At 51.7% G+C, this 22,681-nt stretch carries 26 protein-coding genes; 11 read left to right on the forward strand and 15 right to left on the reverse strand.

Going from position 1 to position 22,681, the window contains the following annotated elements:
* Positions 1 to 182: 182 nt before the first annotated feature.
* The 3 genes from AGRI_RS11580 (at position 183) to lepB (ending at position 1,968) form a co-directional block, all read left to right on the forward strand.
* Positions 183 to 893: an SIMPL domain-containing protein gene (locus AGRI_RS11580; protein WP_008985124.1), complete on the forward strand. Its 711-nt coding sequence runs from the start codon at positions 183 to 185 to the stop codon at positions 891 to 893.
* Between the two features lie 86 nt (positions 894 to 979).
* Positions 980 to 1,189, forward strand: coding sequence for a hypothetical protein (locus AGRI_RS11585; protein ID WP_008950694.1), 210 nt, complete (start codon positions 980 to 982; stop codon positions 1,187 to 1,189).
* A 47-nt stretch (positions 1,190 to 1,236) separates the two neighbouring features.
* Entirely contained in the window at positions 1,237 to 1,968 is a 732-nt protein-coding gene (lepB, locus tag AGRI_RS11590) for a signal peptidase I (protein ID WP_008985125.1), read from the forward strand.
* A gap of 261 nt (positions 1,969 to 2,229) precedes the next feature.
* Here the strand turns inward: lepB and AGRI_RS11595 are convergent, their stop codons facing one another.
* The 4 genes from AGRI_RS11595 to AGRI_RS11610 form a co-directional block, all read right to left on the reverse strand.
* Positions 2,230 to 3,135, reverse strand: a complete 906-nt coding sequence (locus tag AGRI_RS11595; protein WP_008609725.1) for a LysR substrate-binding domain-containing protein — start codon at positions 3,133 to 3,135, stop codon at positions 2,230 to 2,232.
* Between the two features lie 195 nt (positions 3,136 to 3,330).
* Positions 3,331 to 3,873: a 1,2-dihydroxy-3-keto-5-methylthiopentene dioxygenase gene (locus AGRI_RS11600; protein WP_008985126.1), complete on the reverse strand. Its 543-nt coding sequence runs from the start codon at positions 3,871 to 3,873 to the stop codon at positions 3,331 to 3,333.
* 15 nt (positions 3,874 to 3,888) lie between these two features.
* Entirely contained in the window at positions 3,889 to 4,566 is a 678-nt protein-coding gene (gene mtnC, locus AGRI_RS11605; RefSeq protein ID WP_008985127.1) for an acireductone synthase, read from the reverse strand.
* Positions 4,563 to 5,204 carry a methylthioribulose 1-phosphate dehydratase gene (locus tag AGRI_RS11610; RefSeq protein ID WP_008985128.1) on the reverse strand — a complete coding sequence of 214 codons (642 nt, stop codon included), beginning with the start codon at positions 5,202 to 5,204 and terminating at the stop codon, positions 4,563 to 4,565. The genes mtnC and AGRI_RS11610 overlap by 4 nt, the downstream gene beginning before the upstream one ends.
* Before the next feature lie 134 nt (positions 5,205 to 5,338).
* Here AGRI_RS11610 and AGRI_RS11615 point away from each other — a divergent pair, with 134 nt between their 5' ends.
* From AGRI_RS11615 to AGRI_RS11640, 6 genes are read left to right on the forward strand one after another with little or no spacing between them, the layout of a single operon-like run.
* Positions 5,339 to 6,517, forward strand: a complete 1,179-nt coding sequence (locus AGRI_RS11615) for a methionine aminotransferase (protein ID WP_008985129.1) — start codon at positions 5,339 to 5,341, stop codon at positions 6,515 to 6,517.
* A complete protein-coding gene (locus AGRI_RS11620) occupies positions 6,505 to 7,296 on the forward strand; it encodes an amidohydrolase (RefSeq protein WP_008985130.1) in 792 nt (263 codons plus the stop codon). Before AGRI_RS11615 ends, AGRI_RS11620 begins: the two co-directional genes overlap by 13 nt.
* Positions 7,297 to 7,339: 43 nt before the next feature.
* The gene (locus tag AGRI_RS11625; RefSeq protein ID WP_008985131.1) at positions 7,340 to 8,515 is read left to right on the forward strand and encodes an MFS transporter; all 1,176 of its coding nucleotides are present in this window, start codon (positions 7,340 to 7,342) and stop codon (positions 8,513 to 8,515) included.
* A gap of 56 nt (positions 8,516 to 8,571) precedes the next feature.
* On the forward strand, positions 8,572 to 9,003 hold the full coding sequence (locus tag AGRI_RS11630) for a cytidine deaminase (RefSeq protein WP_008950703.1): 432 nt from the start codon (positions 8,572 to 8,574) through the stop codon (positions 9,001 to 9,003).
* Positions 9,004 to 10,311: a thymidine phosphorylase gene (gene deoA, locus AGRI_RS11635; protein ID WP_008985133.1), complete on the forward strand. Its 1,308-nt coding sequence runs from the start codon at positions 9,004 to 9,006 to the stop codon at positions 10,309 to 10,311.
* 30 nt (positions 10,312 to 10,341) lie between these two features.
* Complete coding sequence (locus AGRI_RS11640; protein ID WP_008985134.1) at positions 10,342 to 11,196, forward strand: hypothetical protein; 855 nt, start codon at positions 10,342 to 10,344, stop codon at positions 11,194 to 11,196.
* Between the two features lie 24 nt (positions 11,197 to 11,220).
* On the opposite strand, the gene rho is transcribed toward AGRI_RS11640, so the two are convergent.
* Together rho and trxA are read right to left on the reverse strand one after the other, a co-directional pair.
* Positions 11,221 to 12,486 (reverse strand): transcription termination factor Rho, encoded by a 1,266-nt coding sequence (gene rho, locus AGRI_RS11645; protein ID WP_008609715.1) that lies wholly within the window; start codon positions 12,484 to 12,486, stop codon positions 11,221 to 11,223.
* A 194-nt stretch (positions 12,487 to 12,680) separates the two neighbouring features.
* Positions 12,681 to 13,007, reverse strand: a complete 327-nt coding sequence (gene trxA, locus AGRI_RS11650) for a thioredoxin TrxA (protein WP_008609714.1) — start codon at positions 13,005 to 13,007, stop codon at positions 12,681 to 12,683.
* A gap of 101 nt (positions 13,008 to 13,108) precedes the next feature.
* Between trxA and rhlB the strand changes: the two genes are divergently transcribed.
* Both rhlB and gppA read left to right on the forward strand, forming a co-directional pair.
* Positions 13,109 to 14,392 (forward strand): ATP-dependent RNA helicase RhlB, encoded by a 1,284-nt coding sequence (gene rhlB, locus AGRI_RS11655; protein ID WP_008985135.1) that lies wholly within the window; start codon positions 13,109 to 13,111, stop codon positions 14,390 to 14,392.
* The gene (gene gppA / locus AGRI_RS11660; protein WP_008985136.1) at positions 14,358 to 15,902 is read left to right on the forward strand and encodes a guanosine-5'-triphosphate,3'-diphosphate diphosphatase; all 1,545 of its coding nucleotides are present in this window, start codon (positions 14,358 to 14,360) and stop codon (positions 15,900 to 15,902) included. The genes rhlB and gppA overlap by 35 nt, the downstream gene beginning before the upstream one ends.
* 10 nt (positions 15,903 to 15,912) lie before the next feature.
* On the opposite strand, the gene hemB is transcribed toward gppA, so the two are convergent.
* The 9 genes from hemB to ubiE are packed head-to-tail and all read right to left on the reverse strand — an operon-like array spanning position 15,913 to position 22,583.
* Complete coding sequence (hemB, locus tag AGRI_RS11665) at positions 15,913 to 16,920, reverse strand: porphobilinogen synthase (RefSeq protein ID WP_008985137.1); 1,008 nt, start codon at positions 16,918 to 16,920, stop codon at positions 15,913 to 15,915.
* Positions 16,921 to 17,700, reverse strand: a complete 780-nt coding sequence (locus AGRI_RS11670; protein ID WP_008985138.1) for a TatD family hydrolase — start codon at positions 17,698 to 17,700, stop codon at positions 16,921 to 16,923. It lies immediately after the preceding gene.
* A 1-nt stretch (position 17,701) separates the two neighbouring features.
* A complete protein-coding gene (locus AGRI_RS11675) occupies positions 17,702 to 18,181 on the reverse strand; it encodes a hypothetical protein (RefSeq protein ID WP_008985139.1) in 480 nt (159 codons plus the stop codon).
* Positions 18,178 to 18,930: a twin-arginine translocase subunit TatC gene (gene tatC / locus AGRI_RS11680; protein ID WP_008985140.1), complete on the reverse strand. Its 753-nt coding sequence runs from the start codon at positions 18,928 to 18,930 to the stop codon at positions 18,178 to 18,180. The genes AGRI_RS11675 and tatC overlap by 4 nt, the downstream gene beginning before the upstream one ends.
* Positions 18,908 to 19,294 carry a Sec-independent protein translocase protein TatB gene (gene tatB, locus AGRI_RS11685; protein WP_008985141.1) on the reverse strand — a complete coding sequence of 129 codons (387 nt, stop codon included), beginning with the start codon at positions 19,292 to 19,294 and terminating at the stop codon, positions 18,908 to 18,910. Before tatB ends, tatC begins: the two co-directional genes overlap by 23 nt.
* Before the next feature lie 2 nt (positions 19,295 to 19,296).
* On the reverse strand, positions 19,297 to 19,557 hold the full coding sequence (gene tatA / locus AGRI_RS11690; protein WP_008985142.1) for a twin-arginine translocase TatA/TatE family subunit: 261 nt from the start codon (positions 19,555 to 19,557) through the stop codon (positions 19,297 to 19,299).
* Between the two features lie 34 nt (positions 19,558 to 19,591).
* Positions 19,592 to 21,220 carry a ubiquinone biosynthesis regulatory protein kinase UbiB gene (gene ubiB / locus AGRI_RS11695; protein ID WP_008985143.1) on the reverse strand — a complete coding sequence of 543 codons (1,629 nt, stop codon included), beginning with the start codon at positions 21,218 to 21,220 and terminating at the stop codon, positions 19,592 to 19,594.
* The gene (locus tag AGRI_RS11700) at positions 21,211 to 21,828 is read right to left on the reverse strand and encodes a ubiquinone biosynthesis accessory factor UbiJ (protein ID WP_008985144.1); all 618 of its coding nucleotides are present in this window, start codon (positions 21,826 to 21,828) and stop codon (positions 21,211 to 21,213) included. Before AGRI_RS11700 ends, ubiB begins: the two co-directional genes overlap by 10 nt.
* Positions 21,828 to 22,583, reverse strand: a complete 756-nt coding sequence (ubiE, locus tag AGRI_RS11705) for a bifunctional demethylmenaquinone methyltransferase/2-methoxy-6-polyprenyl-1,4-benzoquinol methylase UbiE (RefSeq protein ID WP_008985145.1) — start codon at positions 22,581 to 22,583, stop codon at positions 21,828 to 21,830. The genes AGRI_RS11700 and ubiE overlap by 1 nt, the downstream gene beginning before the upstream one ends.
* Positions 22,584 to 22,681: the final 98 nt, after the last annotated feature.

Genomic DNA, 22,681 nt, shown 5'->3' on the forward strand with positions numbered 1-22,681 from the left:
GCAGTGAAACGCCAGCCAAACGCTGCCCGTAAGGGTTCGCGCTGGCGGCGCTTTGCTCTTTGTCACTCGTCACTTATTTAGAATACTAAACTGCGCTCCNCGTTTCGCGATCAAAGCGCCGCCAGTGCGAACAAAATCTAAGCAGAAAACGTCAACACGCCCTAGCAATAAGGAGAATGAAGATGCAAAGCAAGGCAGCAACAATACTGGGTTTTAGCCTGATACTCGGGCTGGCGGCACTGGGATTTCTGGTGCAGCAAATGGCGGTAAAATTTAAAGAATATGAGCGGGTGGTCAATGTAAAAGGCCTGGCCGAGCAGGAAGTGGCAGCCGATACCGTAATTTGGCCGATCCAGTTTACGGTGGCCGATAATCAGCTGGGCAGCTTATTTGAAACCCTGGAGCAGCAAAGCGGCCTAATTACGGCGTTTTTGCAACAGGGCGGTGTCGAGGCCAGTGCCATCAGCCGTGCCGCGCCTAATGTGATTGATAAAAAGGCGCAGCAGTATGGTGAAGGCGATCGGGCGGAGTTTCGCTATATCGCCAGCCAGACGCTAACGGTTTACAGTAAGGATGTGGCAAAGATCCGCGGCTTAATCAGTGCTATCGGGCAACTGGGACGTCAGGGTATTGTCTTTAATCAGGATCCTTACCAGAACCGGGTGGAATATAGCTTTACGGCACTGAATGAGCTAAAGCCACAGATGATTGAGGAAGCGACCAAGCAAGCGCGCGAAGTGGCGTTAAAATTTGCGCAGGATTCACAAAGCCAGCTGGGCAAAATCAAAACCGCGTCGCAGGGGCAGTTTTCGATTAGCGACCGGGATGCCAATACACCCCATATTAAAAAGGTACGCGTAGTGACCACAGTTGAGTATTATCTGTCGGATTAGCCCGGAATTAGCGCAGCTATGGCTTACAACAGGGTACAACTAAGCCATAATCCGCATGCTGAGCTTAGAGGGAATGGAGGAATGCAATGGAATTGTTCACCCTGTTTGCATTGATTGTCGTTATCAGTTTCAGCTTGGCCTGGCTGATCAAACGACGCCTTGGCGTGAAATTATTCGCCCCGCTGCCTGAATATGACAAGGGTTGGAAAAATATGTTAGCAGCGGCTTTACCAGCCATTTTAGCCGCGATTTCTTTGGTGCTAAGTTATTATATTAACTCGCTGCTTTGGTCGTGAGCTTGTGTTGCTAATTGAGATAGGTCTTTTTAGCTAAAGGAGTTAGCTTGTTTAGAAAAAGTCGTACGCAGCATTTCTTTATTTTAAATATCCTAATTTGGTTTGGGTTTTTGCTGAGTTTGCGGCTGTTTCAGCTCGGCGATAGCCCACAGCAGCTGCAAAGCTGGAGTTACCTGGGGATCGCTTTGCTCGCTGCGCAGGGTATTGCTTTTGCCTTACGCAAAAATATTTTGGCTGGTATTGGCTATTATATCTCTGCGGTTCTGTTGCTGGTCATCTTTATGGCTACCGGGGCTATCGGTTACGTCCTTGGCAAGGCATCAGGTCCATCTGCCCTGCCGTTGGTAACAAAAGGAGATCTGGTTATTGGCCGGACCTTTGCGCTTTCATTTCAGGCTGGTGTGATGGTAAGAGCGGAAATTGATGGTAAGAGCATGATAAAGAGAATTCATGGCGTACCGGGAGATCGGATTACCATCTGCGACGGCTTGGTATACGTCAATGATATTGCCTATCAGCAGGTTAATAATTGGGTGGGTTTTCGATTTGAAAACGCTGCGCAGTGTCAAAGAGAGTACCGTAAGCTGCAACTCGCCGCGGATGAATATTTTGTGTTAGGGGATAACACTAACCAAAGCCGGGATTCCAGACAATATGGTCCAGTGCCGAAAACTGTGCTGTATGAAAATTTTCTGTATGCAATCCGCGATGATATGACGGTGCGGTATTTAACTGCCGTGTTTGTCGCTCCCGCAGAAGACAAAGGCGCAGGGCAGTAAGCCTTGCAACAATAAAGCCGGTTTGCGGTGCTAGTAGACAAAAAAAGGCCCGATTTATTCAATCGGGCTAAGACAAGGTAGACAGGTAAGGGTAGGTTACACCCTTCAACAACTTTAACCGCTGTATTCGAATCTCGAACACGGGTTAACTATAAGCCGTACCAAACAGCTGTACAAACGATAAAAAAACACCTGACAGGTTAAAAAAATTCATCTATGGAGGCGGAACTTTGCTTCAGTGAAAAGTGGCGGAAAATGCCGTTAGCTCGCGGGTTGCAGCGCTACTTCCGGGGTATTAAAGCTTTGCAGTACCCAGTCTATTAACAGCTTAATTTCCGGCCGCTCCGGATCCTCATTATGCTGCACCAGATAGTAACGGTCGCGGCTTAGTAAATCCTGTTCAAACAGCTTGACCAGGGCGCCGCTGCTAAACCAGGCGTGGCTGATCGGCATCGGGATCAGCGCCACCCCCAGACCTTGCTGCGCCGCCCGGGCTACGCTAAACATACTGTCCAGTTGAATAATTTGTTTCGGTTGAAACTGATGATAACCGACCCGCTCTGCCCATTGGTGCCAGGCTGTGGGCCGCGCCTGATGCAGGATCAGCGGTGTTTTCTCCAGCACCCGGTAGCCTTTGCCATGCAGCTTTTGAAACAAACTCGGGTTACAGGCCGGTATATAGCTAATGGGGAACAGATCGTAAGACAGCACATCCTGCGGCTTTTTGCCGGATAGCACTACCGACACATCGGTATATTTCGGGCTGTCGCGCCGTGATTTCACCGTTTCCAGCGTCAGGTTTATATTCGGATATTGTTCCGACCAGCCGCGCAAGCGCGGGACAAAGAGCTCACTGGCAAAGAACTCCGGCATCGAGATACTGACTTCTTTGGTGCGCTCTACCTGGCTAAACTGGTTAATGGTTTGGCTAAGTTGCTCCAACAGCGGCTTAATGGCGTGATAAAACTGTTTACCGCTTTCGGTTAATTCAATGGCGCGGGTTTTGCGCTCAAATAAACTCAGGTTCAGGTTATCTTCCAGCTGTTTGATCTGATGACTTACCGCAGACGGCGTCAGGTACAGCTGTTTCGCCGTTTCTTTAAAGCTAAGGCATTCTGCGGCAACACAGAAACAGCGCAAGCCTCGCAGCGGTGTTTGCAAAGACATATCAACTTACCCGGGTATCAGCATCAACGCGAAGTATAGGAAACTAGTATGACAAAATTACTGCAAGAGCTAAACCATAATTAAAAGTGATTTACTTTCAGTTGGTTAAGCTAGCTTATCTAGCCCTTTTATCAATGTTGCACCATTTTGCAGCATCTTACTGCGGCAAAATGGTGTCTGGTGGCGGCTTATCGCCTAATCTAACAGCGGAAATTGTCGGGCCAGAGTGGTGCCGGTAAAGTGCGCCACCCAACCCGCCGGGTTATTAAACAGCCGGATAGCGGTAAAATCCGGGGCGCTGCCCATATCAAACCAATGCGGGGTATTGGCCGGCACACTGATCAGATCATTCTGCTGGCACAACACCTGATAGACCTGCTCACCTAAATGCAGGCAGAACAAGCCCTGACCACGGACAAAAAACCGCACTTCATCTTCGCTATGGATATGCTCATCCAGAAACTTCTGCCGTAGCGCGTCCTTATCCGGATGCGCCGGGTGCAGCGAAATCACGTCCACGGTCTGATAGCCTTGCTCTGCTTTTAGTCGGCTGATATCGGCGGCATAGGCTGAGAGCACCTGTTCGCTACTGCTGCCGGCGCTGATTGGCGCTGCGGCTTGCCATTGTTCAAAGCGAATGCCCTGTTGCTGCAATTTCGCGGCGATCTCAGCGGCGTCGCTACTGCTAAATCGCGCTTGCTGGGGCTGGCTCAGGTCGAAGATTTGTAAACGGCTCATCTAACTTTCCACCTCTTATTGCACCTCAATCTGATAAAAATTTTCGGCCCGCTGGTGCTGGCTGGGCGCTTGCTGCTCCCGGATCAGTTGCACTGTGGCAATGCCAAGCTTGGCGGCGGCGTCGAGCTCGGCAGCTACATCGGATAAAAACAGCACCTGATTGGGCGGTAGCTGTAAATGCTGCAGGATAGCCGCATAGCTGGCGATCTCCTGCTTAGCGCCGATGCGGGTATCAAAGTAGCCGCTGAACAGCGGCCGCAGATCACCTGCCTCGCTGTACTGGAACAGCAGCTGTTGCGCCTGCACTGAGCCGGAGCTGTATACATAAAGTTGGATGCCCTGCTGTTGCCAGTGGCGCAGTTGCGCGGCGGCATCCGGATAAATATGGCCCTGAAAATGGCCTTGCTGATAACCATGCTGCCAAACCATGCCTTGCAGAGTTTTTAGCGGTGTCAGTTTTTTATCGGCAGCGATCCAGTCCAGCAGGGCGGCAATACAGTCGTCGGTGCTGGCGGCCGGCTGGCCCAGCAGGCGCCGGATGGCATCCAGTTCTGCTGCCACCGCCGGCTGCTGTTGCTCACGCTGAATAAAGGCCGGTAAATGCGCTTTGGCATACGGAAACAAGATGTCGGTGACAAAGCTGATGCGGCTGGTGGTGCCTTCAATATCGGTAATAATGGCGCGGTAGTTCACGGTAAGCCTGTTAATTTAATACGTTCCAGTTCGCAGTGTATAAGAAATTCCCAACCCTCCAAATGCCTTTTTGCCTGCTCCAGGCTGTGGCCCCAGGCATAAAGACCATGGCCGCGTACCAGCAGTGCAAACGGCAAGGGTTTTTGCTGCCAGCGTTGGCGCAGCTGTTTCGCCAGGGCCGGGATATCCTGCGTATTATCAAATACCGCCAGTGGCAATAACTGCTGGTGACTTTTAATGCCGGTGATGGCTTTTTGCATCTCGTAGCCGCTAAACAGATAGCTGTCGGCCTGCACCAGACGCGAAAATACGGTGGCATGTACTGAGTGGGTATGCAGCACTGCTTTAATGGCCGGATCCAGCCGGTACAATTCGGCGTGCAAGGCGGTTTCTGCTGATGGCGTTCCGTGCGGACTGGACAGCTGTTCATCCTGCCAGCTTACCGGCAGCAGATCTTGCGGGCTGAGTTCGCCTTTATCTTTGCCGGAGGCGGTGACCAGGGCGCTGTTTTCGCCCTGACGAATGGAGAAATTACCGCCGGTGGCGGGCACCCAATGCCGGCTGGCGATCCAGCGGCCAAGGCTGCAGAGCGCAATGGCGTTCGGGTTAAGCTGATGCACATGGGCTGTATTATTCATGCTACTGACCTGGTTATTCGCTGCGATTCGTCGCTATTTATTGCCTGACGCGGTTAAATATTATAACCATTAAGGCGTTTATACGCTTGAGCGTTTAGATGTCTATACTTGAAACCTGCCAAATGATAGCATTGATGCCGGTTTTCGCAACTTTTTCAGCCCTTATGTCGATAGTTTCCAAGTTACCCGCGGTGGGCACCACCATCTTCAGTCAGATGTCGCAGTTAGCGGCAGAGCAGCAAGCCATTAATTTATCACAGGGTTTTCCCGATTTTGCTGCCGATAGCCAGCTTTTGGCCGCGCTGGCCAGGCACAGTAGTGCTGGCTTAAACCAATATGCGCCGATGCCGGGTGTTCCCTTGTTACTGCAGCAAATTGCGGCCCTGACCGCACGCTGTTATGGCCGAACTCTGGATGAGAGCCGTGAGATCATCGTCACCAGCGGCGCCACTGAGGCCTTATTTGTCGCGATCCAGATGCTGGTGCAGCCGGGTGACGAGGTACTCCTGTTTGACCCGGCATACGACAGCTATAGCCCGGCTATTCAGTTGGCCGGTGGTGTACCGGTGCATTTGCGTTTAGAGGCGCCGGATTATCGGGTTGACTGGCAGCAGGTGGCGACACGGCTCACGCCGCGTACCAAGTTGATTATCGTCAATAGCCCGCATAATCCAACCGGAATGGTATTTAGCCATGCAGACTGGCTGGCCTTGCAGCACTTGGTTACCCAGCATGGCCTGTATTGTCTTAGTGACGAAGTTTACGAGCATATGGTGTACGATGCGGCGCCGCGGCTGAGCGCGAATTGTTTTGCGGAACTGGCGGCACGTTCGGTTATTGTGTCATCCTTTGGTAAAACCTTTCATGTTACCGGCTGGAAACTCGGTTATGCGGTGGCGCCAGCCGCGCTGATGACAGAGTTTCGGAAAATTCATCAGTATGTCACCTTCTCCAGTTTTACGCCGGCGCAATATGCGATCGCCGAGATGCTGCGCGAACAGCCGCAGCAGGTGACCGAGCTGGCGGCGTTTTACCAGCACAAGCGCGATCAGTTCCGCCAGGCGTTAAGCGCTAGTCGTTTCAGCTTGTTACCTTGTCAGGGTACTTATTTTCAGCTGCTGGACTATAGCGCCATTGCGCCAGAGCTGGATGACCTCAGTTTTTGCCGTTATCTGACCATCGAGCATAAAGTGGCGGCGATCCCGCTGTCGGTATTTTATCAGCATGGGTCCAATGCACGGATAATCCGGCTGTGTTTTGCCAAGCAGGATACGACACTGGCTCAGGCCGCGGAGGTGTTATGCCGGCTGTGATGGCACCCAAGCTAAGGGTAGCGATGCTGCAAACCGAACTGGTATGGCAGGATACTGCGGCTAACCTGCAGGCGCTGTCGCGGCAACTGGCCGCCGCCCCGGCCGCAGACTTGCTGGTATTGCCGGAAATGTTTGCCAGTGGTTTTAGTATGGACAGTGCCCGTATCGCCGAGCATGAGCCCGGGCCGGCCCTAAACTGGCTTAAGCAGCAGGCGGCGCACTTTCAAAGCGCCATTGCCGGCTCGCTGGCGGTTCGCACCGCTGACGGTCACTATGTGAACCGGCTGTATTTTGTCACCCCGGATGGTGCGGTACAGTCCTATGATAAACGCCATTTATTCCGCATGGCCGGTGAGCATCAGGCTTATGCGGCCGGACAGCAGCGGGTCATTGTTAACTGGCAAGGTTGGCGTATCTTATTGCAGGTCTGTTATGACCTGCGCTTTCCGGTATTTAGCCGCAACCTTGGCGATTATGATGCCATAATCTATGTCGCAAACTGGCCGGCGTCGCGCAGCCGCGCCTGGTGGTTATTGTTGCAGGCCCGGGCGATTGAAAATCAGGCCTATGTATTTGGCTGCAACCGGGTAGGGCAGGATGCTAATGGTCTTAATTACCGCGGCGATAGCCTGATTGTCGATTATCTGGGCCAGCCGCTGGCTGAGCTGGCGCCTGAGCAGAGCGGCATCCTTTATGCCGAGGCCGATCTGGCGGCGTTACAGCAGTTCCGGCAGCAGTTTCCTGCGGCGCTGGATGCCGATGCTTTCGAATTACGTTAGTGCCAAACCGCAGCTGCGGTAAGCTGGCACAGGGAGTTTAGCGATGTCGCGTGCTGCACCGACTGCCGTGATCTTTAGCGGTTTCTTTATCCTCGGTAACCTGATTATCCTGTGGGGCTTGCTGCTGCCTGATTTGGCGGCAGAGCTGGCGCTATCGAAAAGCCTTAGCGGTCTGTTCTTTAGTCTGATGTCGGCTGGCACCATACTCGGTGCCGTGCTGGGCGGTAAGTATGCGCAGAAGTTTCAGTTTTTAAAGCTATTCGCGGCACTGGCGCTGTTGTCCGCCTGTTGGTTACTACTGATCTCGCTGGTTAACGACTGGCGCTATTTACTGCTGCTGATCACTCTGATTGGCATGACCTATTCCATTATGTTTACCATTGGTCATACGCTGATCGCCCGCTTATTTGCTAACCGCAGGGCGGCGATGATGGGGCTGATGGACTTTATGTTTAGTCTTGGCACCCTTACCGCGCCCCTGTGGGTAGTACTGCTGTTCCGCTACCTGGATGACTGGCGCTGGCCGCTACGGATCCTTGCTGTTGGCCTGGTTGTTATTGCCTGTTACAGCTATTGGGCGGCTTCAAGATTACCGGCTTTGGCGCAGCCGGCACGCAGCGGCGCCAGAAGTTTGTCTTACACGGCATTATTACGCCAGCCACTGTTTTTACTGCTACTACTGGTGATGATTGGTTATGGCGCGGCGGAGTGGGGCCAGGGTAACTGGTTTGTCAGCTATGCGGTAACCGGCCTCGGTTTACAGGCTGAGCAAAGCCGGTTACTGCTGGCCTGGTTTACCGGCGGTATGGTGCTGAGCCGGCTGGGCTTTGCGCTCTTGCTGCGTTGGCTAACGGCAAGCCAGTTGTTACTGTTGTTAGGTATCCTGACCGTCAGTGGTGCTTTGTTGGTAAAGCTGGGAGCGACAGTTGCGCTGCTCGGGGTAGGAAATTTATTGCTGGGTCTGGGGATTGGCGCTATTTTCCCATTGATGCTGGCCACAGTGATGGATCTGGATAGTGACAATGGCCCGGTACTGTCCGGTATTGCCAGCATTGGCAGTGCGGTTGGTTTCCAGTTTGCCGGACTCCTAACCGGGCTTTGGGCCGAACAAGCCGGCATCGTTAATGCGTTCTGGCTGGTGCCACTGGCCAGTTTCTGGTTATTGCTGACCCTGCTCGTGTTTTGTCGACTACTGGCGGCACGCGTAAGCAGGGCTTGACCGGCAACGGATTCGCGGCAACACTATATGCCCATTGGTTAACCGGGTTTCAAATAGTGAAACAACTCGATTGGGCAGCCCTGCAACAGGCTGCCAAAGATGCCGCCGCGCAGGCTTATGCGCCCTATAGTCAGTTTCCGGTTGGTGTGGCAGTACTGGCCGAAAATGGTCAGATCTTCACCGGCTGTAATGTTGAAAACGCCTCTTACGGCGGTACGGTCTGCGCCGAGCGCAATGCCATCGCCGCCGCCGTGGTGGCCGGCCAACGCCGCTTTCAGGCGTTAATGGTATATACCCCGCAAACGAAACTTACACCGCCCTGTGGTATTTGCCGGCAGGTGATCGCCGAATTCTTTTTACCAGACAGTCCGATCGCCAGTTGTAATCATTTAGGCCAGCAACAGAGCTGGAGTTTGCAGCAATTATTGCCGGATGCGTTTACGCCAACCTATCTGGCAGCCAGCACAAAAATTGAAAAGGATGTTTAAATGGCCATTCCACAGGAAATTATTAAACGTAAACGCAATGGTGGCGTGTTAAACGAAGCCGAGATCCGGCAGTTTGTGCAGGGGCTGACCGACGACAGCTTTAGCGATAGCCAGGCTGCGGCGCTGGCGATGGCGATTTATTTAAATGGCATGACGGTACCGGAAACGGTAGCACTGACGCTGGCCATGCGCGACTCCGGTACTGTATTACAATGGCCGGGCCTGAATGGTCCGGTGGTGGATAAACACAGTACTGGCGGTGTCGGTGACAAGGTGACCCTGATGCTGGCGCCGATGGTTGCGGCCTGTGGCGCCTTTATGCCCAGTATTGCCGGGCGCGGCCTCGGGCACACCGGTGGTACCGTCGATAAACTGGAAGCTATACCGGGCTATAGCTGTACGCAACCCCTGACGAAAATTCGCCAGCTGTTACCTGAGCTGGGCTGTGTCATTGTCGGCCAGAGCAGTGAACTAGCGCCGGCCGATCGCCGGCTCTATGGGATTCGCGATGTGACGGCGACAGTGGAATCCATTCCACTGATTACCGCCTCGATTTTATCGAAAAAGCTGTCCGAAGGGCTGGATGCACTGGTGATGGATGTCAAAGTCGGTAACGGTGCCATTATGGCCACGGCACAGGATGCCAGTGCCTTAGCCCACAGTATTGTTAACACGGCAACTGGCGCCGGTGTCGCCACCCGGGCGCTGATTACTGATATGAATCAGATCCTCGGTACCACCGCCGGTAATGCGCTGGAAGTGGTGGAAACGCTGGATTATCTGACCGGTAAATACCGCGAACCACGGTTACACCAGCTGACGCTGGAGTTGGGTGCCAATATGCTGCTGCTCGGTAAACGCTATCAGGATAAGGCCGCCGCCATCGCTGCGCTGGAAAATAGTCTGAGCAGTGGTAAAGCCGCTGAAATCTTTGCCAAAATGGTCAGTGCCTTGGGAGGGCCGGCAGATTTACTGGAGCGGCCTGATAACTATCTGGCGCAGGCGCCGGTGGTTGTTCCGGTACTGGCTCCACAAACGGGTAAACTGGTCTATACTGACACCGTTGGCTTAGGGATGGCGGTGGTACGTTTGGGCGGCGGTCGCTCACACCCGGCGCAACAAATTGATCCGGCAGTGGGTTTTAGCAACATTGTTGCCGCGGGCACTAAGGTTAGCGCCGGCGAGCCGATTGCGATGGTGCATGCAGCGACTAGCGAGGCTGCCGCTGTAGCACAGGCGGAATATCTGGCAGCTTGCCGGTTTGAGGGTTTTCAGCCAACGCCGCTTATTCATCAGGTGATAGGCTAAGTTTATGTTGGCAGCTAAGAGGGATTTTCTGTGTATCAGGGTTTGGTTTTATCGTTGCTGATGGGGCTCTCGCTGCCAGAGCGTCCGACGGTGATCTGGCTGCAAACGGATTGGGCGCCACATCAAATTGTGGAAGGCCCTATGCGCGGTCAGGGAACTTTCGATGTGCTACAGCAACGGGTGACGGCGTTATTGCCGCAATATAGCCATCAGGATCGGCTAATTAGCCTTGGGCGCGTCGAAGTGTTTTTCCAGCAGCCGCGGGAAACGGTTTGTATCACCGGCTCCTTATATACAGCGGAGCGAGCCAGCAACCGCTATTATTCATTACCGATGGCGGTTGGGCCGGGCTTTTCAATAAACTATGTCCGCGGTAGTCGGGTCGCCGCCTATGTTAATGATTCTCTGCAAATTGATATCAAGAAGCTGGTCCAGGATGAGAAGTTATTAGGCGCCTACCAGCCCAATCGTTATTATCCGCAGGTGATGCAACCGATCTTAGCGAACACGGCTAACCACTTAATCAAAACCGAATTTACCAGCGAACTCAATGCTGCCGCCTTACTGATTTCTAAGCGTGTTGATTATGTGGTTGAGTATCCGGAACGGATGCAATTTTATCAACGCGAGCTGCAGCAAACAGCAGAGATCGAAAGCGCCGCGTTGCAAGGCGCGTCGGCTGATTCAGTATCTTATATCACTTGCAGTCAAACGGAGCTGGGAAAACAGCTTATAGCCGATATTAATCAGGTATTGCCACAAATCTGGTTAGCGCCTGACTTCAAAGACGTGCTGTTTTATTGGTTGGACGATAATGCAAAGCAGGTGCTGTCGGCGAAATTTAGCGAAATCCAGCAACAAATGGCAGAAAAAAACCGGCCTTAAGCCGGTTTTTTGTAGCTGACAGAATTAAGATTTCTGCCGCTTCATCGCGTCGAAAAACTCATCGTTGGTTTTGGTCATCGACAATTTATCGATCAGGAATTCCATGCAATCTGTCTCATCCATCGGGTTGAGGATCTTGCGTAAAATCCACATTTTTTGCAGCTCTTCCGGTGACGCCAATAACTCTTCACGACGGGTACCAGAGCGGTTAAAGTCGATAGCAGGGAATACGCGGCGCTCAGCAATTTTGCGCGACAGGTGTAATTCCATATTACCGGTACCTTTAAACTCCTCGTAGATAACCTCATCCATTTTCGAGCCGGTATCAACCAACGCCGTCGCGATAATGGTCAGGCTGCCACCTTCTTCGACATTACGGGCAGCACCGAAGAAGCGTTTTGGTTTATGCAGGGCGTTGGCATCCACACCACCGGTTAATACCTTGCCGGAGCTTGGGATCACGGTGTTATAAGCACGGGCTAAACGGGTAATGGAGTCGAGCAGGATAATCACATCTTTTTTGTGTTCAACCAAGCGCTTGGCTTTTTCAATCACCATCTCCGCCACCTGGACGTGACGGCTGGCTGGTTCATCAAACGTTGAGGCAACCACTTCACCTTTTACCAAGCGCTGCATCTCGGTGACTTCTTCCGGACGTTCGTCAATCAACAGCACCATCAGCACACATTCGGGGTGATTGGCGGCGATCGATTGCGCAATATTTTGCAGCAAAATCGTTTTACCGGCTTTCGGCGGGGCCACAATCAAGCCGCGCTGGCCACGGCCAATCGGTGCTGCCAGATCTAATACCCGGGCCGTGATATCTTCACGGCTGCCATTACCCCGCTCCATCCGCAGGCGTGAATTGGCATGCAGCGGCGTTAAGTTTTCAAACAGGATCTTATTACGGGCCTGCTCTGGTTTACCAAAGTTCACTTCGCTGACTTTTAACAGCGCGAAATAACGCTCGCCTTCTTTGGGTGGACGAATTAAACCAGAAATACTGTCGCCGGTGCGTAAGTTAAAACGACGGATCTGACTCGGTGAGACGTAGATATCGTCCGGGCCGGCCAAATAAGAGCTGTCAGAGGAACGTAGAAAACCGAAGCCGTCTTGCAGGATTTCCAGCACGCCGTCACCGTAAATTTCTTCACCATTTTTGGCGTGAGCTTTCAGGATAGCGAAAATGATATCTTGCTTACGCAGACGAGCCATATTTTCCTGGCCCATAGACTCAGCTAGCTCAACCAGTTCGCTAATTGGCTTCAGTTTCAGTTCTGTTAAATGCATATTTGATGGGTTCTTGTTGGTAAAAACAGAGTAAAAGCTTATCGGTTCGATAAAAATAAGGGATTGAAGTTGGTTTTTTCGACAGACAAGCGTGGTTCAGGACTTTTGCTATTGCACACAATAGCAGCTGATTATCACTGCGTCCAGCAGACAATAGAAAAAGGCGTACAAAAATACGCCTTTTCCATCCAAATTTAGATATTGCTATCCAGGAACTGCTTTAACTGGGTTTTTGACAGCGCGCCAACCTTGGTTGCTGCAACCTGGCCATTTTTAAACAGCAGCAGAGTTGGAATACCACGGATACCAAATTTAGGTGGTGTATTTGGGTTTTGGTCGATATTGACCTTAGCAACTGTCACTTTGCCAGCGTATTCTGTCGCAACGTCATCCAGAATAGGGGCGATCATTTTACATGGGCCACACCACTCTGCCCAGAAGTCTACCAGTACTGGTGCTTCTGCTTTTAACACGTCAGTCTCAAAACTGTCGTCAGAAACCTGTAAAATATGTTCGCTCATCTATTTCTCCGTTCAGGCTGTGCAGTTACACTGCAAATATCTATTATCAATTTAATCGCGGCTGTTTCTTATTGCAAGCGTAACAGTTATGCTAGGCAGGTATGAATAAAACACACTTAACATCGCATAAATTCGCCGATTTCGCATTGGCACCTCAGGTTCTTGACGCGTTAAACGCGCAAGGTTACGGTTATTGTACGCCAATTCAAGCCCAATGTTTACCTCTGGCGCTGGCCGGTAAAGATATTGCCGGACAGGCACAAACCGGCACGGGTAAAACACTGGCTTTCTTAACGGCAACCTTCCATTATCTGTTAACCCATGAGCCCAAAGGCTCCGGTCAACCGCGTGCCATTATAATGGCTCCTACGCGGGAACTGGCGGTTCAGATCCATAATGATGCCGTAATGCTGGCGCAAAAATCCAATCTGCGACTTGGTTTGATTTATGGGGGCGAAGGCTACGATTCTCAACGCCAGGCGCTGGAGCAGGGCGTAGATATTTTAATTGGCACTACTGGCCGGCTGATCGATTACCTGAAACAAGGCTTGTACGATTTGTCGCAAATCCAGGTCGTGGTGCTGGATGAAGCGGATCGGATGTTTGATCTTGGCTTTATCAAAGATATCCGCTTTATGTTTAACCGGATGCCGCCAGCGACTGAACGTCTAAGTTTATTATTTTCTGCGACGCTGTCCTATAAAGTGCAGGAACTGGCGTTTGAGAAGATGAATCAGCCGGTACATATCCATATCGCGCCGGAAGAAATGACCGGTAGCCGGATCAGTGAAGAACTGTTCTATCCGGCGCATGAACATAAGATGCCGCTGTTGCTAACGCTGTTGGAAGAAGAATGGCCGGATAAAGCCATTGTGTTTGCTAATACCAAGCATGCCTGTGAAGATGTCTATCATTGGTTAGACGCCGACGGCCATCGGGTTGGCTTATTAACCGGTGATGTGATCCAGAAAAAACGGCTGAAAATCCTCGATGATTTTACTACCGGCAAACTGGATATTCTGGTGGCGACCGATGTTGCCGCCCGTGGTTTGCACATCCCGAAAGTCAGCCATGTTTTTAACTATGATTTGCCGGATGACTGCGAAGACTATGTACATCGTATTGGCCGAACTGGTCGTGCCGGCGAGAGTGGTAAGGCGATCAGTTTTGCCTGTGAACGCTACGCATTAAACCTGACAGCGATTGAAGACTATATCAAACATCCTATTGCCGTTACCCAATATGATGTAACAGCGTTACTGACGGATCTGACCCCACCTAAACCCAGGATCAGAAGACGTCCCGGACAAGCTCGCACCGGAGGCAGAAGTAGTAGCGGACGTACAAGTAATGGCCCAAGATCTCCGCGAAGCCGACCTCGTTAAATCAGAGCATTCACCCTCTGCTACCGTACCGCATAGTGATATCTATGCGGTAATTGATCTCGGCTCCAACAGTTTCCATATGCTAATGGTCAAGGTCGTCGGTGGCTCGGTACAGGTGATTGGCCGGGTTAAACGTAAAGTCCGCCTGGCGGCCGGATTAAATGATAGCTTAGTGTTAAGCCACAAAGCGATGAAGCGCGGTTGGGAATGCCTGGCATTATTCGCAGAGCGACTGCAAGATATCCCCGCGCAAAATATCCGTATCGTTGGTACCGCAACACTGCGCTTAGCCCGCAATGTTGCCACCTTTCTAAAAGAAGCAGAAGCCATTCTTGGTCAGCAAGTGCAAGTGATTAGCGGCGAAGACGAAGCGCGAATCATTTATCTCGGTGTCGCCCATACCTCAAACAGTGACAGTAACCGGTTGGTGATTGATATCGGGGGCGCCAGTACCGAGATGGTCATTGGTCAGGGTTTTACGCCTAAGGTGTTGGCCAGCCTGAATATGGGTTGTGTCACCTATTTAGAGCGCTATTTTGCTGATCAGGAGCTGACGGAGCAGAACTTTCTGGCAGCAATCAGTGCAGCAGAGTCAGAGACCCAGACGATAACGACCCGATTCCGGCAGGAGAGTTGGCAGTTGGCGGTCGGGGCGTCCGGTACCGTCCAGGCGGTGCAGGAAATCCTGGTTGCGCAAGGTAAGGACGAAGTCATTACGCTACAAAAACTGGATGATATTATGCAGCAAGTCATTGCCTGCGTTCATCTGGAGCGCTTGAACATTACCGGTTTAGCACAAGAGCGCAAGCAAGTTTTTCCGTCCGGGCTGGCGATCCTAATTGCCTTGTTCCGGCAACTCGATATTCAGGGAATGACGCTGTCCGGCGGCGCGCTGCGTGAGGGTGTGTTGTACAGTATGTTGCCGCAGTTGCAGGATACTAATGTGCGGCACCGGACCGTTAACAGCCTGATGATTCGCTATTTTATCGATCGGCAACATGCAGAGCGCGTTGCGGAGATGGCGCTGGAGCTGGCAACACAGCTGCAAAATCGCTGGGATCTGCAAAAGTTTGAAGGCATGAGTATGTTGCGTAGCAGCGCCATGCTGCATGAACTTGGGCTGCTCATTGAATACAAGAATCACCACCATCATGGTGCTTATATTATCAGCCACTCAGATTTGCCGGGTTTTACCCGGGCGCAGCAGCAACTGGTAATGGCATTGGTGCATAATCACCGTGCAGAGATAATGCCGGAAGTATTAGCCAGACAAACCATGACGTCAGTGATGTTGGCTGGGCGCCTCACGCGGATCCTGCGTTTAGCCGTAATTTTATCGATGCGTCGCCGGCACGAGGCTTTGCCGCAAGTCAGACTGTCAGTACACAACGAGTGTTTGAATTTGAGTTTACCGGCGGGCTGGCTCGAGCAACACCCGCTGATGCGGGCGGAGCTGGAGCAGGAAGTGCAGTACCAGCAGCAGGCTGGCTGGGTACTGACTATTAACTAAGGTGCTGCCGTCAGGCGCCCTGTTTTAACCAAATCGCAACTTTTTTGGCGAAGTAGGTCAAGATGCCGTCGGCGCCGGCGCGTTTAAACGCCAGTAACGACTCCATAATCACCGGTTGCTCGGCCAGCCAGCCATTCTGAATGGCTGCCATATGCATCGCATATTCACCGCTGACCTGATAGGCAAAGGTCGGTACACCAAATTCGTCTTTTACCCGCCGTACTATGTCCAGATAAGGCATACCCGGCTTGACCATCACCATATCGGCACCTTCTTCCAGATCCTGCGCCACTTCATGCAGGGCTTCGTTGCTATTTGCCGGATCCATCTGATAGGTTTTTTTATTGCCACCTTTTAAATTACCGGCAGAGCCTACCGCATCGCGGAACGGGCCATAGTAGCTGGAGGCATATTTAGCAGAGTACGCCAGAATACGGGTATTGACGAAACCGGCGTCTTCCAGGGCTTCGCGGATAGCGCCAATCCGGCCGTCCATCATATCCGATGGCGCAACAATATCAGCACCGGCAGCCGCATGTGATAGCGCCTGTTTTACCAGCGCTGCAGTGGTAACATCATTTAGCACATAACCGTTATCATCAATAATACCGTCCTGGCCATGGGTAGTATAAGGATCTAAGGCCACATCAGTGATAATACCCAGTTCCGGTACCTGCTGTTTCAGCAGTTTTATTGCCCGCTGCACCAGTGCATCTGGCTGCCAGGCTTCTTCAGCGTTTAATGACTTCTTCGCTGCCGGCACCACCGGGAACAGGGCAATAGCCGGAATACCGAGTGCGACCAGCTCTTTTGCTTCTGCAAGCAACAGATCAAGGCTCAGGCGTTCAATGCCCGGCATAGAAGCGATGCTTTCACGTTGCTGCTCACCCTCGAGAATAAACATCGGATAAATCAAATCATCGACAGTCAGTTTATGCTCTGCCATCAGGCGACGGCTAAAGTCCTGTTCGCGCATCCGGCGTGGCCGACTGGCAGGGAAATAACGATTACTGTGCATTTACGTCTCCTGAAGTTGAAACAGCCGACAACTGTTGGCAACAGTCTGTGCGGCGAGCGTCGCCAGATCTCGCCCGGTCAGTCGGGCGACCTCTGCGGCGATAGCGGGCAGTAGCGCCGGTGTATTACGTTTGGGTCTTGGTCTGATCGTTCTGGGGACTAAATATGGGGCATCGGTCTCCAGGATCAAGCGATCTTCAGGAATATAGGTCACCGCCTGTTGCAATGCCTGGCCGCGACGTTCATCACATAGCCAGCCGGTGATACCGATATAAAGTCCCAGATCGAGATAAACTTTTAATTGCGCTAAGTCGCCGGTAAAGCAATGGGCTATACCTCGGCTAACCGGTTGTTCGCGCAGCATAGCGACCTGTGTGCTGAAGGCGTCACGCTCATGCAGATACACCGCTTTATCATATTGTGCTGCCAGTTGCAGCTGCTCGGCAAAGACCTGCTGCTGTGCATGGCGGGGTGAGAAATCGCGATTGAAATCCAGACCGCATTCGCCGATGGCAACCATCTGAGGTATGGCAAGCAGAGTTTTCAGCTCGGCTAACCAGGCGTTTGTCGTTTGTGCTGCTTGATGGGGATGTACACCCGCGGTGGCATAGCAACTGCTGTGTTGTTGGCAGAAACTCAGGTTAAGCTGACTTTCTGCCAGATCACTGCTGATCAGTAACAGGCCGTCGATACCAGCGGCCTGCGCTTCGGTGACGAGCTGCGCTTCTTGTCCGGCAAACTGTGGACTAAACAAATTTACACCGGCATCAAACCAGCGCATCTTAGTTGCTACGCACCACTTTCAGAGTACGGTTACTGCCGTCTTTACCCAGATAAAAGGCACCGAGTAAGCCGCGTTTAATATAGATACGCTCGCCGGTTTGCAGTGGGAACTGCCCTGAGCCATTCTGGCGCCAGATTTGGCCGTTATCGAGGGTGATAATCAGCTCTTTACGCGGACTGAAACTGATGTCACTCACAGTTGCGTAAAGCTGATCGACCGGATCGGCAGCAACCTGGCGGTGTTCCTTACCAAAATTATCTTCAGGTGGATTCGTTACTGCACGGGCGCGCTCGGCGGCTTGTGGTGCTGGTGAGCCCGCGGTACGGGTATTGATTTCGTCATAGCAAACTAAGCGCTTTAAGGCATTTTGCTCGGTACGACATTGTTCAAGCTGGCTGGCTAGGGTGCTTTGTGCGTGCAGCAGTGGGCTACTGCACAATAAGATCAATAAAGTTGATGCAGAAAGCAGTATTTTCATGGTTCTTGTTCCTGGGTTTGGTCATCAGTACTCGGCTGATAAAAACGGCTGAGCCAAAGACCCGCCTCGAAGAGTAGCCACATCGGAATGGCCAATAAGGTTTGTGATAACACATCAGGTGGTGTCAGCAGCATGCCGAGAATAAAGGCTCCGACAATGATATACGGTCGTTTCTCGGCCAGCGCTTCACGGCTAATGCTGCCACTCCAGACTAACAGCAGGATGGCGATGGGGATTTCAAAGGATAAGCCAAAGGCAAAAAACAGTTTGAGCACGAAATCCAGGTAACTACTGATATCGGTGGCGATCGTTACGCCCTCAGGGGCGACGCTGGTAAAGAACGCAAAAATAAGTGGAAACACAATAAAATAGGCGAAAGCAATACCGGCATAAAACAGCAGGGTGCTGCTAAAGACTAATGGCGCCATCAGGCGCTTTTCCCTGCTGTACAGTGCCGGGGCGATAAACTGCCAGACCTGCCATAAAATGTAGGGAATAGCCAAACAAATTGCGACAATAAAGGTCAGTTTAAAGGGTGCAAAAAACGGCGCGGCAACATCAGTGGCAATCATACTGGTGCCTTCCGGTAATACGGCTAATAAGGGTTCAGCCAGCAAGGCGTAAATATCACGGGCGAAATACGCGATGGCGACAAACACCAACAGTACCGCTGCGACACAGCGTAACAATCGGTTGCGTAACTCAATCAGATGACCTAACAGGCTATTAGGATCGGGTTTTGTCTTCATCTTTTACAACGGTCTCGTTAGCCGGTGTTTGCGTAATTGCAGCCGGTCCGGTAGTGGCTTCCGGCAGTGCTGAAGCAGCAGGTTGAGTCGGGGGGCGCACTGAATTCGCTGCCTCGGTCAGTTCTTTTAGTGCCGCCGATTCCTCCGGCGTTAGATTGACCAGTCCTTTTTCCTCAGCTTGTTTTAATTTTTGATGCAGTTCGTGTACCCGCAGATTGTCGCTGAGTTCTGCCTGCATTTGCTGACCGAACTGTTTTATGCCACGCACTGTTTTTACGGTACTACGAATAGCGCCTGGTAAGCGCTCCGGGCCCAGCACCAACAGTGCAACCACTGCAACGACCAGTAATTCCCAGAAACCCATAATCAGAGCTTATCTTTTTCAACGTTGGCTGCGTTATGCTTGGCCGTCTCGGAAGACATTTCCTGCTGCTTGGGTAACTGCTGCGGTTTTTCGTCTGGTACAGCAGGTTCGGTTGGCTCTTCATCTTTAATTGAGCTACGGAAACCTTTAATGGCTGAGCCGAGATCGGAACCGATACCGCGCAATTTCTTCGTGCCAAACAGCAGCACAATAATGGCCAGAACAATCAGAAGTTGCCAGATACTGATACCACCAAAACCCATGTCTTGTTCCTCGTAAGTTATAGGTTGATGCCGCTTAGCGGCACCAGGCTTTAATTGCCAGAGCAATAGTGGCAATCCCTAAGGGTATTGCCAGCCAACCCTGCGGTGTAGTGAGCGCTATACTAGCACTAATCAGGCAAGCTGCTGCAAGCACAGCGTTAATTATTTGCCCTTTCGCCCGCTGTTGTTGCTGTTGTAGAGCTTGCAGCTGCAGCAGTAGGGCTTGTTGTTGTTTCGGCCCTTGCTCCAGATAACGATGCAGTAACTCTGGCATCTGGGGCAGTTTTTCCGCCCAGAACGGTAAATTTTCTTTCACTTGGCGCCAGACCGCGGGCAGGCCAACCTGTTGTCTGACCCAATTCTCTAAAAAGGGTTTTGCTGTCTTCCATAAATCCAGCTGCGGATATAACTGGCGGCCAAGCCCTTCGATATAGAGCAGCGTTTTTTGCAGTAGTACTAATTGTGGTTGCACCTGCATCTCAAAACGTCTGGCGGTATTAAACAGATTGAGGAGCACATGGCCAAAGGATATTTCCGCCAGTGGCTTTTGGAAAATCGGCTCACAGACAGTGCGAATCGCGCTTTCAAATTCTTCTACCTTGGTATGGGCAGGCACCCAACCTGAATCTAAGTGTAGCTGAGCTACTTTACGATAATCGCGATTAAAAAAGGCGACAAAATTTTCGGCCAGGTAACGTTTATCTGCCGCATTCAGAGTGCCGACAATGCCACAATCGATCCCAATATATTTGGGGTTATCCGGATGCTCACGCGAGACAAAAATATTGCCGGGGTGCATATCGGCATGAAAAAAGCTATCGCGAAACACCTGGGTAAAGAAGACTTCGACGCCGCGCTTAGCCAGTAACTCCATATTGGTACCCTGGGCTTCCAGCGCGGCGATATCGGATACCGGAATGCCATAGATACGTTCCATCACCATCACGTTGTGACGGCAATGGTCAGCGTAAACAAAGGGGATGTACAGCGAGTCAGAGCCCTCGAAATTACGGCGCAGTTGGATCGCATTAGCAGACTCACGTTGCAAGTCCAGCTCATCCAATATGGTTTTACGATACTCTGAAACCACCTCGCGAGGTCTTAACCTTTTGCCATCTGGTAAAAACCTGGCAGCCATCGCTGCCAGGCTATCCATCAGGGCCAAATCAGCCAGAATTTGCTTCTGAATGCCAGGGCGAATCACTTTGATTACCACGGCAGTGTCAGTGCCGTCTGCCAGCCGCAGTTTGGCGGTATGCACTTGAGCGATAGAAGCAGACGCTAGCGGTTGGACGGCAAAGTCAGTAAATAAGTCGCTGATATGATTGATTTCTAATGCCTTTTCAATTAATGCCTGCGCTTGTTCGCCGGGAAAGGGTGCGACCTTGTCCTGTAAAATCGCCAGTTCATCTGCCAGCTCAGCAGGGAGCAGATCGCGCCGGGTAGATAACATCTGGCCGAATTTAATCCATACCGGCCCCAGACTCTGTAAAGCGAGGCGGAGTCTTGCAGCGGGCCGCTGTTCAGGATAGCGGTTTTTTAACCAGAAAAAACAACGTCGCGCGGCTTTGGCGTACCAGGGTTGCCATTGCGCCGGGATCAATTCATCCAGGCCATATTCGAGTAAGGTTTTTTGGATTTGATAAAAGCGGCCTAAACGCACTCTGACTCCTGCACCTGTTGTAGTTGGCGCCGTAGCAGCTCGACACGGCCCGTTAGCTTGCTCAGATCCTGGCTAAATAACTCATATTCAGCCCGTACCGGGGTCAGTTTTAACTCGTCCTGCACCAACTCCATCTGACTTTGCTGTAGCTGCTGCCATTTCAGACTACAGTAACTTTGCAGTTGCTGGAGTAGCCGTACCAGTTTATGAGTAGCGGCATCACCTACATAGCCGGCCAGGGCACCCTGCCAATCAGGATTAAGTTGCTGCAGAAAATTAGCGTATTGCTGCGCCAGCTGCAAATCGCCTTCGATCTGTAGCGCATCGCTTTTAATTAACCGGGTGAGTTGACTGGGGTCGCCGAGTAACCGCAGGCTGGCCAAGTCAGTACTAATCCGGCAATCGACCGCTTCGTCGTGCTGGTTGAAAAGTAAGCTATCGGTACCGGCGCTTATGACCAGCGTTAGTTTGAGTTCTTTTAGCGCAAACCCCAGCTGAGTACCTTGCAGTTGCCGCAGCTTGGGCTGGCAAGCCGGATCTAAAGCAATCGCCTTACGGCTCAGCTGTTCGGCCAGGGCGCAGACTAACTGGGGCAGTAACGGGAGCATCAGAATTTATAACCCCGGTGCAGTGCTACGATACCACCGGTAAGGTTATGGTAGCTGACTTCGGCAAAACCCGCGTCCTGCATCATTTGTTTCAGGGTCTCCTGATCCGGATGCATGCGGATAGATTCGGCCAGGTACTGATAACTCTCTTTATCATTCGCGATCAGTTGCCCCATAAATGGCAGAATGCGGAACGAATACAGATCATAGGCTTTGCTGAGTACTTCGCTTTGTGGCTTGGAAAACTCCAGCACCAAGAGGCGGCCACCGGGCTTTAACACCCGGAAGATAGAACGCAAGGCGGCATCTTTATCGGTAACGTTACGCAAGCCAAAGCCGATCGATACAATATCAAAGCTATTGTCGGCGAAAGGCAGAGCTTCGGCGTTAGCCTGGACAAACTCGATATTTGTGACTAACCCCAGATCACGCAGTTTATCCCGGCCGACGTTTAACATTGATTCATTAATATCGGCCAATACGACCTTACCAGTTGGCCCGACACGTTTCGAGAACAGCGCAGTGATGTCACCGGTACCGCCGGCAAGATCTAACACCTGCTGGCCCGGCCGTACACCGCTGGAATCGATAGTGAAACGTTTCCACAGGCGGTGAATCCCCATCGACATCACATCATTCATAATGTCGTATTTAGCTGCTACCGAATGAAAAACATCGGCGACCATCGCCACCTTTTGTTCTTTAGGTACCGATTTAAAGCCAAAGTGGGTAGTGTTGTTGCTGGGTTCAGTCATAACAGCGCCTGATTAGAATTAACAGGCGGCTAGTGTAAAAGATAATACTGGCTGAGCCAACAAGCTGAACAGAAAGGCTGCAAAAATATGCGGTCAGA

Origin of the sequence: Alishewanella agri BL06 (genome assembly GCF_000272005.1) — a bacterium.
Taxonomy (GTDB): domain Bacteria; phylum Pseudomonadota; class Gammaproteobacteria; order Enterobacterales; family Alteromonadaceae; genus Alishewanella; species Alishewanella agri.